This window comes from Bradyrhizobium sp. (assembly GCF_028868675.1).
Taxonomy (GTDB): Bacteria; Pseudomonadota; Alphaproteobacteria; order Rhizobiales; family Xanthobacteraceae; genus Bradyrhizobium.
Genome location: NZ_JAGWUA010000207.1, coordinates 1 through 8,376, shown reverse-complemented (window position 1 = coordinate 8,376; position 8,376 = coordinate 1). Strand labels below are relative to the sequence as shown.

General features: G+C 65.8%; 9 protein-coding genes. 4 read left to right on the top strand and 5 right to left on the bottom strand.

The window, feature by feature from the left end; translation table 11 throughout:
• From KGM94_RS21115 to KGM94_RS21100, 4 genes are all read right to left on the bottom strand, one after another.
• Nucleotides 1–194: ATP-binding cassette domain-containing protein (locus KGM94_RS21115; RefSeq protein WP_300263744.1), on the bottom strand; the 194-nt coding region annotated here is incomplete at its 3' end.
• A 15-nt stretch (nucleotides 195–209) separates the two neighbouring features.
• Entirely contained in the window at nucleotides 210–1,181 is a 972-nt protein-coding gene (locus tag KGM94_RS21110) for an ABC transporter permease (protein WP_300263742.1), read from the bottom strand.
• Between the two features lie 2 nt (nucleotides 1,182–1,183).
• A complete protein-coding gene (locus tag KGM94_RS21105) occupies nucleotides 1,184–2,164 on the bottom strand; it encodes an ABC transporter permease (protein ID WP_300263740.1) in 981 nt (326 codons plus the stop codon).
• 102 nt (nucleotides 2,165–2,266) lie between these two features.
• Entirely contained in the window at nucleotides 2,267–3,880 is a 1,614-nt protein-coding gene (locus KGM94_RS21100) for an ABC transporter substrate-binding protein (RefSeq protein ID WP_300263738.1), read from the bottom strand.
• A 417-nt stretch (nucleotides 3,881–4,297) separates the two neighbouring features.
• On the opposite strand from KGM94_RS21100, the gene KGM94_RS21095 reads away from it, so the two are divergent.
• The 4 genes from KGM94_RS21095 to KGM94_RS21080 all read left to right on the top strand — a co-directional run bounded on the left by KGM94_RS21095 (nucleotide 4,298) and on the right by KGM94_RS21080 (nucleotide 7,358).
• The gene (locus KGM94_RS21095) at nucleotides 4,298–4,555 is read left to right on the top strand and encodes a DUF6489 family protein (protein ID WP_300263736.1); all 258 of its coding nucleotides are present in this window, start codon (nucleotides 4,298–4,300) and stop codon (nucleotides 4,553–4,555) included.
• Entirely contained in the window at nucleotides 4,556–5,356 is an 801-nt protein-coding gene (locus tag KGM94_RS21090; protein WP_300263733.1) for an alpha/beta hydrolase, read from the top strand. It begins immediately after the preceding gene.
• Between the two features lie 154 nt (nucleotides 5,357–5,510).
• Nucleotides 5,511–6,506, top strand: coding sequence for an alpha/beta hydrolase (locus tag KGM94_RS21085; RefSeq protein WP_300263731.1), 996 nt, complete (start codon nucleotides 5,511–5,513; stop codon nucleotides 6,504–6,506).
• A 126-nt stretch (nucleotides 6,507–6,632) separates the two neighbouring features.
• The gene (locus tag KGM94_RS21080; RefSeq protein WP_300263729.1) at nucleotides 6,633–7,358 is read left to right on the top strand and encodes a spermidine synthase; all 726 of its coding nucleotides are present in this window, start codon (nucleotides 6,633–6,635) and stop codon (nucleotides 7,356–7,358) included.
• Here KGM94_RS21080 and KGM94_RS21075 read toward each other — a convergent pair.
• Complete coding sequence (locus KGM94_RS21075; RefSeq protein ID WP_300263728.1) at nucleotides 7,306–8,226, bottom strand: alpha/beta hydrolase; 921 nt, start codon at nucleotides 8,224–8,226, stop codon at nucleotides 7,306–7,308. The two genes, KGM94_RS21080 and KGM94_RS21075, sit on opposite strands and share 53 nt — an antisense overlap.
• Between the last annotated feature and the right edge of the window lie 150 nt (nucleotides 8,227–8,376).

The window sequence follows — 8,376 nt, the reverse complement described above, 5'->3', positions numbered from 1 at the left end:
ATGCGGCCGGGCGGATCGATCAGGCCGATCACGGCAAGCCCGGTGACGGATTTGCCGGCGCCGGATTCGCCGACCACGCCCAGCACCTCGCCCCTGGCGATGTCGAAGGAAACGCCGTCGATCGCGCGCAGCGTGCCGCGGCGGGAGGCGAATTCCACCTGGAGATTTCGTACGGAAAGAACGGTGTCGGTCATGAACGGAAGCCGGTCTCACCGGAGTTTTGGGTTGAGCGCGTCGCGCAGCCAGTCGCCCAGGAGGTTGATGGAGAGGATCAAGACCGCCAGCGCCAGTCCCGGGAAGGCCACGATCCACCACTCGCCGGCGAACAGATAGTTGTTGCCGATGCGGATCAGCGTGCCGAGCGAGGGCATGGTCTCGGGCATGCCGGAGCCGAGGAAGGACAGCGTCGCCTCGGTGATGATGGCGAGCGCGAGGTTGATGGTGGCGATGACGAGGATCGGCCCCATCGTGTTCGGCAGCACGTGGCGCAGCATGATCACCGGCGCCGGCAGGCCGATCAGTTGCGCGGCGGCGACGTAGTCCTTGTTCTTCTCGACCATGACCGAGCCGCGCACGGTGCGGGCATATTGCACCCAGAAGCTCAGGCCGATCGCGAGCACCAGCACGCCGAGCATGCTCATCTCGTCCAGCCTGTTGCCGAACACCGACTTGGCGATGCCGTTGATCAGGAGCGCGATCAGGATCGCCGGGAAGGAGAGCTGGACATCGGCAATGCGCATGATCAGGCCGTCGACCGCGCCGCCGACATAGCCGGCGGTCAGGCCGAGCAGGATGCCGAGCGCGCCCGAGAAGATGACGCCGAGGATGCCGACGACGAGCGAGATCCGCAGGCCGTACAGGATCGCCGACAGCACGTCGCGGCCCTGCTCGTCGGTGCCGAGCAGGAACGGGCTCTGGCCGTCGGCGGTCCACAGCGGGGAGATGCGCGAGTTCATCAGCTGCAGTTGCGCCGGATCGAATGGGTTTTGTACGGCGAGCACGGAGGCGAAGATCGCCAGCAGGAAGAAGGCGAGCGTCACGGCGGCAGCCACCATCGTGATCCTGGAGCGGCGGAAGGAATAGAACAGGTCACTGTCGACGAGACGCCTGAACCGGCCCGCATGCACGGCGCCGGGCGAGACGCGTTCTTCCACCTGATGCTGGACGACGGCTTCGCTCATCCCTAATGCGCCCGGCTGACCGTCGAACGCAGGCGCGGATCGACGATGGTGTAGAGGATATCGACCACGAAATTGATGGTGACGAAGATCAGGGACACCATCATCAGATAGGCCGCCATGATCGGGATGTCGACGTTCTGCACGGCCTGCACGAACAACAGCCCCATTCCCGGCCACTGGAACACGGTCTCGGTGATGATCGCAAATGCAATGACCGAGCCGAACTGCAGCCCGACCACCGTGATCACGGGAATCAGCGTGTTCCGCAGCGCATGGCCGAAATGGATGGCGCGGGTGGTCAGGCCGCGGGCGCGGGCGAAGCGGATGTAGTCGGTCCGCATGACTTCCAGCATCTCCGCGCGCACCAGCCGCATGATCAGCGTCATCTGGAACAGGCCGAGCGTGATCGACGGCATGATCAGCGCCTTCAGCCCGGAGAGCGTCAGCAGTCCGGTCGTCCACCAGCCGATATGCACGACGTCGCCGCGCCCGAAGGACGGCAGCCACCCCAGCGTGACCGAGAACAGGTAGATCAAGAGGATGCCGATCAGGAAGGTCGGCAGCGAGATGCCGATCAGCGAGATCGCCTGGAACGCGTGCGCGAGCCAGGTGTCGCGGCGCAGCGCCGAATAGACGCCCATCAGGATACCGCAGACCAGCGCGAAGATGGTGGCGCAGATCGCGAGCTCGAGCGTTGCCGGCATCCGCTCGGTCAGGAGCTTCGAGACGGGAAGCCGGAACTGGTAGGACACGCCGAACTTGAACTGAGCCGCGTTGGCGATGTAGCGGCCGAACTGAACCACCACGGGATCGTCGAGCCCGAGCGACTGGCGGATCGCGGCGCGTTCCGCGTTGGTGGTGTCCAGCGACACCATCTGGCTCACCGGGTCGCCGGCGAAGCGGAACATCGAGAAGGCGATGATCCCGACCGCGATCATGACGCCGATGGCCTGGATGGCCCGGCGAAGGGCGAAAGCGAGCATTTCTTCCTTTCACGTCAGCTCACGGGCCGCGCGCATCGATCGTCGCCCGAAGCGAGAAGTCCCGGAAGCCGGAGCTTCCGGGATCCCGCTACTTTCTGCAGCTCACTCGCCCTGTTTGGTGGCCCAATAGAGCAGGACCTGGTTGTCCGCGCGCTGGGTCAGCTTCACCTTCTTCGACACGCCCCAGGCGAGCGACTGCTGGTGCAGCGGGATATAGGCGTAGTCCTTGAGCGAGATGTCATAGGCCTGCTTGATCATCTGGTCGCGCTTCTTCGCGTCGGGCTCCACCAGGATCTTGTCGGTGAGCGCGTCCAAATCCTTGTTGCAGTAGCCGCCGAGATTGGCCTCGCCGCGGTTGGGATCCTTGGGATCGTCGCGGCAGCCGAGAATGTCATGCAGCACGTTGTGGGAATCCATGGTGCCCGGCGTCCAGCCCAGCAGGTAGAACGACGTCTTGTAGCCGCCCGCCTTCAGGACCTTGGCGAAGTACTGCGCCTTGGGCTGCGCCAGCAGGGTCGCCTTGACTCCGATGCGAGCGAGCATGCCGACCACCGCCTGGCAGATCGCCGCATCATTGACGTAGCGGTCGTTCGGGCAGTCCATGGTCAGTTCGAAGCCGTCCGGATAGCCCGCTTCGGTCAACAGCTTCTTGGCGCCGTCGGGATCGAATTTCGGCCGCGTGAACTCCTTCGACAGCGGGAACAGCTCGGGCGCGATCATCAGCGGCGAGGGCGTGGAGAGGCCGCGCATCACGCGGGTCTTGATCAGCTCGATGTCGATCGCCTTGTAGAAGGCTTCGCGGACGCGGACGTCCTTGAACGGGTTCTTGCCCTTGACGTTCGAAAACAGCAACTCGTCGCGCGACTGGTCCATGCCGAGGAAGATCGTGCGAAGCTCGGGGCCGGTCATCACGGTCGCGTTCGGGCTTGCATTGACGCGCTGGATGTCCTGGATCGGGACCGGCTCGATCACGTCGACCTCGCCGGAGAGCAGCGCCGCAACCCGCGTCGCGTCGGAGGCGATCGGGGTGAACACGATTTCCTTGAGGTTATGTTCCGGCTTGCGCCACCAGTTCGGGTTCGCCTTGTAGACGGTCTTCACGCCCGGCTGGTGGCTGTCGACCATGAAGGGCCCGGTGCCGTTGGCGTGCAGCGAGGCGAAGCTCGGGGTCGTGGCGGCGACCGGCGTCGGCGCCACCGCGTTGTTCGCCTCCGCCCATTTCTTGTCCATGATGTACCAGGTATCCCATTGCGACATCAGGATGGGATTGGGCGAGGTCAGGACGAAATCGACGGTGTAGTCGTCGATCTTGACGACTTTCGCGTCCGCAGGAATGCGGGTCAGCAGGTTGGAACCGGTGGCGCGCACGCGATCCGCCGAGAACACCACGTCGTCGGCGGTGAAGGGATCGCCGTTGTGGAACTTGACGCCCTTGCGCAGGTGGAAGCGCCAGCGCGTCGGCTCCGGCGTTTCCCAGCTTTCGGCCAGCGCCGGAATGATCTTGAGGTCCTTGTCGCGCTCGACCAGGCCTTCATAGACATGGCCGAGATGGGCGTGGGTGGTGGTCTCGTTCAGCGTGTAGGGATCGAGCGATTTGAGCTCGCCCTGGTTGGCGTAGCGCAGCGTCTGGCTCGAAGCCGGCGTCAGTGCAAAGGCAAGCGCCGATCCGAGGGTCATCGCAAACAGGCTATGGCGTAACGACGTTCTTGCCGACATTCTTGCCCCTCTCCACCGTGCCGCGCCGATGATTTTTGAATTGTTCGGGCGGGCCAACCGAGCCATGTTGCCCACTGTTTTCGACCCGCGCAAGCGCGATTCCGGCAAGGAACGCACCGACTTGCGCCGCTGTGCAGCAACGCGGTCTTCAGGGCACTGGAAGGGCGGGTTCGCGCGCCAGTCGGCTTTCGACGTGTGCCATGGCGGGGAGAAGAAGGGCGACCTTGCCGCCGCGTGCCGAGCGGAGCGCCCCGCCTGACCTCGACCCGGTCCGGGCCACGATGGCGGAGCGGTTCGGTTGAGCATATCTTCCGATTGCGGGAGGGACTGCGGACCGCGGGGGCCCGGTCGCTTGCGTCGCATGCCAAGTCGCGGCGATACTGCGGCAGGCCGCTCGAATCCGCCTGAGGAGGGGACATGAAGGTTAACATTGAAATCGACTGCACCCCCCTGGAGGCCCGTCAGTTTTTCGGACTGCCCGACGTGGGGCCGATGCAGACGGCCGTGATGGACAAGCTGCAGCAGCAGGTCATGAGCAACATCGAAAAGGTTTCGCCGGAATCGCTGCTGCAGAGCTGGTTCACCTTCGATCCGAAGCTCGCCCAGCGGTTTCAGGACATGTTCGTCGCCATGGCCGGCCTCGGCGGGACGGCCAGCAGCGACAAGAAGAAATAGATGCCGGCGGGCGGGAGCGAAGCGCAGGCTGACGGCCGGCTTCGACCGCCAGGCCTCGCTCTCCTGCTCGCGGAGGCGCGCGGGCTGTTCGAACTCAATGCCAGCATCCTGCTCTCGCCGCTCCTGATGCGCGCGCCGCGCGGCGACGGTCACCCCGTGCTCGCCTTGCCCGGCTTTCTCGCCAGCGACCTCTCGATGGTGCCGATGCGGCGCTATCTGCGCGAACTCGGCTATGATGCCCAGGCCTGGCGGATGGGGCGCAATCTCGGCGGCCTGGCGCGCATGCGCGCAGCGTTGCGCGACCGGCTCGCCGAGGTCCATGCCGCGACCGGACGCAAGGTCAGCCTGGTCGGGTGGAGCCTCGGCGGCGTCTATGCGCGCGATCTGGCGCTGCAGGCCCCCGACATGGTCCGCTACGTCGTCACGCTCGGCAGCCCCTTTGCCAACGACGTACGGGCGACCAACGCGACGCGGCTGTACGAGACACTGTCGGGTGAGCGGGTCGAGGATCATCTGGAGCTGCGCGACGTCATCGCCGGCGACCTGCCGGTGCCGACCAGCTCGATCTGGTCGCGCAGCGACGGCGTGGTGAATTGGCGCACCTGCCTGGTGCGTCCTTCCGGCACGGCGGAAAACATCGAGGTGCATCTCGCCAGTCACATCGGGCTCGTCGTGAACCCGGCCGCGCTGTGGGCGGTGGCGGATCGGCTCGCCCAGGCGAACGGCGAGTTCTCGCCGTTCGACCGGGCAGGGCCGTTTGCCGTTGCATATGCTCCGCCGGACCCTACACTGTCGGCCTGACATCCCTCGCGCGCCGTGATGCCGCAGGTCTCCAACCTCTCGATGCTGGGCGCGCCGATCAAATCCTGGCGCGGCTCGACAGCCGCTTGAATCTGTCGGAGGTGTTGCCGCCGGCGGCAGACGTCAGGGGCGCCGCTGAATGGGAAGTTTTTCGATGATCGAAATGCCGCCGATCGAGTTCGCGCAGACGAACGGAATTCGCATGGGTTATTACGAGGCGGGTCCTGCGACCGACAAGCCGCCCGTGGTGCTATGCCACGGCTGGCCGGAGCTGGCCTTTTCCTGGCGCCACCAGATCAAGGCGCTGAGCGAGGCCGGCATCAGGGTCATCGCGCCGGACCAGCGCGGCTATGGCGCGACCGACCGGCCCGAGCCGGTCGAGGCCTACGACCTGGAGCACCTGACCGGCGATCTCGTCGGGCTGCTCGATCATCTCGGAATCGACAAGGCGATTTTCGTTGGCCATGACTGGGGCGGCTTCGTCGTCTGGCAGATGCCGCTGCGTCATCCCAGCCGTGTCGCCGGCGTCGTCGGCGTCAACACGCCGCATTGGGACCGTGCGCCGGCCGATCCGATCGCGCTGTTCCGCCAGCGCTTCGGCGACCAGATGTACATCGTGCAGTTTCAGGACCCGGCGCGCGAGCCGGACCGGATCTTCGGCAGCCGCGTCGAGCAGACCTTCGACGCTTTCATGCGCAAGCCGCTGGCCAGGCCTGAAGCCAGGCCGGAGCAGGCGCCGGTTGCCGGTGTCGGCGCCTCGGCAAAACTCAACCTGGCCTTCCCGCAGATGATCGCGGCCTATGACGCGAAGTTCGACCCGCGCACGCCGATCCTGTCGGCCGAGGAGAAGGAGGTCTTCGTCGACACCTTCACCAGGACCGGCTTCACCGGCGGCATCAACTGGTACCGCAACTTCACCCGCAACTGGCAGCGCTCGGAGGGCCTCGACCATCACGTCGGCGTGCCGTCGCTGATGATCATGGCCGAGAACGACGCGGTGCTGCCGCCCTCGGCCGCCGATGGCATGGAGAAGCTGGTGCCGGACCTCGAAAAATACCTGGTCCGGGACAGCGGTCATTGGACGCAGCAGGAAAAGCCGGGAGAGGTCAGCGCCAAGCTGATCGAATGGCGCAGAAGGCGGTTTGGATAGTTCGTCTTTGCGGCGTGCTGATCTTCTGAAGGCAATGGTGGAGGCGAGGAGCTCGGCGCGCAGAACCACTGCGTGCTCGACGTCCGGGCGGGCGGATAAGGCTCCCGGGCATGCTACAAGCGTGGCATGATTCCCTGGGTCAAGATCGATACCGCGCGCATTCCCGGTAGCCGCGACGAACTCCGCCTGATGCGCCGAGGCAAGGAGTTCTCGATCATGCTCGGCACCAACGAGCTGATGAACAGCCGCCTGTCGGGCTCGGAGGTGGCGCTGGCGACGCTCGCTGCGAAGGCGATCGAAGAGGTCGCGAAGCCGCGGCTGCTGATCGGCGGACTGGGCATGGGCTTTACGCTGCGTGCCGCGCTCGGTGCGCTGGGGAGCGGCGCGCAAATCGTGGTGGCCGAACTCGTTCCGGCGGTCGTCGCCTGGGCGCGAGGCCCGATGGCGGAGCTCTTTGGCGACAGCCTCGACGATTCCCGTGTCGATGTTCGCGAGGTCGACGTGGCACGGCTGATCGACGGGCATCCGCTGACATTCGATGCCATCCTGCTCGACGTCGACAACGGCCCGGAAGGCCTGACCCGGAAGGCCAACGACGCGCTCTATGACGTCGGCGGGCTGAAGATGGCGCACACCGCGCTGCGCCCCGGTGGGGTCCTTGCCGTCTGGTCGTCCGGGCCGCATCCGAAATTCTCGAAGCGGCTGCAACAGGCTGGATTTGCGGTGAACGAAGTCGCCGTTCGCGCCACCGGAAAGGGCGGCGGCGCACGGCACGTCATCTGGATCGCGACGAAAGAATCTACGCGGCGTTCGCCGCCGCGCGATGCGCATGCTCGTCGATCGCGTCGATGATCTCCGGCCAGAAGCGGATCGGCAGCGCATGGCCCATGCCTTCGATCATCATGAGCTTCGCGTTGGGGATCGAGGCTGCCGTATCCTTGCCGCCCTCGGGCCGCACCAGCGGGTCGACCGTGCCATGGATGACCAGCGTCGGCGCGGTCACCTTGTGCAGCCGTTCCTTGCGGCTGCCCGAGGCGAGCACGGCGCGGAGCTGGCGGCCGACGCCGGCCGGGTTGAGGCCGCGCGCGAAGGTACGCTCGGCGCGCTCGCGGTCCTGCGCCTCGTCCTCCGGAAAATGGCCGGCGCGCAGCACCTTCCAGGTCTCGGCGTAGCGGACGAGATATTCGTCCTTGCTGCGCGGCGGCGGCGCCATCAGCATGGCGGCGGCCTCGCGGCTCGGCGGCGGCACGCGCGGATTGCCCGTCGTTGACATGATCGAGGTCAGCGAGCGCACGTGGTGCGGAAACGAGATCGCGATCTCCTGCGCGATCATGCCGCCCATGGAGGCGCCGACCAGGTGCGCGGACCTGATGCCGAGCACCTCCATCAGCGCCACCGTGTCCTTGGCCATGTCGATCAGCTCGTAGGTGGCGGACACCGGAATGCGGAGGAAGCGCAGCTTCAACAACTCGAGCGGCGTGAGGCGCTTGCCGCCGGTCAGATGGCTGGACTGGCCGATGTCGCGATTGTCGAAGCGGATCACGCGGAAGCCGCGCGCGGCGAGTTGCCGGCAGAACGCGTCGTCCCAGACGATCATCTGCGCACCCAGCCCCATGATCAGCAGCATGGGCTCGGCGCCGGCGTCGCCGAAGATCTCGTAGCAGATGTCGATGCCATTGGCGCGGGCGATCTGCGGCGGCTGGTGGGCGGTGGCGTTCACGATCCTCGATCCTTTCGGCTTGCGATGAACGCCTATCGTACGGTTCCTCGCTGCAAAGAAGCTACCGACCACCCGGCACCGTCCAGCACTGAAATTCGCAATTCCCACCCCATGCAAAGAAGATTACTGGACTTGGTCAGAGGTGCTAAA

What these genes read in the sequence shown, in the direction of transcription:
- KGM94_RS21110 (WP_300263742.1), bottom strand. Translation starts at nt 1,181, where the DNA reads ATGAGCGAAGCCGTCGTCCAGCATCAGGTGGAAGAACGCGTCTCGCCC.
- KGM94_RS21105 (WP_300263740.1), bottom strand. Translation starts at nt 2,164, where the DNA reads ATGCTCGCTTTCGCCCTTCGCCGGGCCATCCAGGCCATCGGCGTCATG.
- KGM94_RS21100 (WP_300263738.1), bottom strand. Translation starts at nt 3,880, where the DNA reads ATGTCGGCAAGAACGTCGTTACGCCATAGCCTGTTTGCGATGACCCTC.
- KGM94_RS21095 (WP_300263736.1), top strand. Translation starts at nt 4,298, where the DNA reads ATGAAGGTTAACATTGAAATCGACTGCACCCCCCTGGAGGCCCGTCAG.
- KGM94_RS21090 (WP_300263733.1), top strand. Translation starts at nt 4,556, where the DNA reads ATGCCGGCGGGCGGGAGCGAAGCGCAGGCTGACGGCCGGCTTCGACCG.
- KGM94_RS21085 (WP_300263731.1), top strand. Translation starts at nt 5,511, where the DNA reads ATGATCGAAATGCCGCCGATCGAGTTCGCGCAGACGAACGGAATTCGC.
- KGM94_RS21080 (WP_300263729.1), top strand. Translation starts at nt 6,633, where the DNA reads ATGATTCCCTGGGTCAAGATCGATACCGCGCGCATTCCCGGTAGCCGC.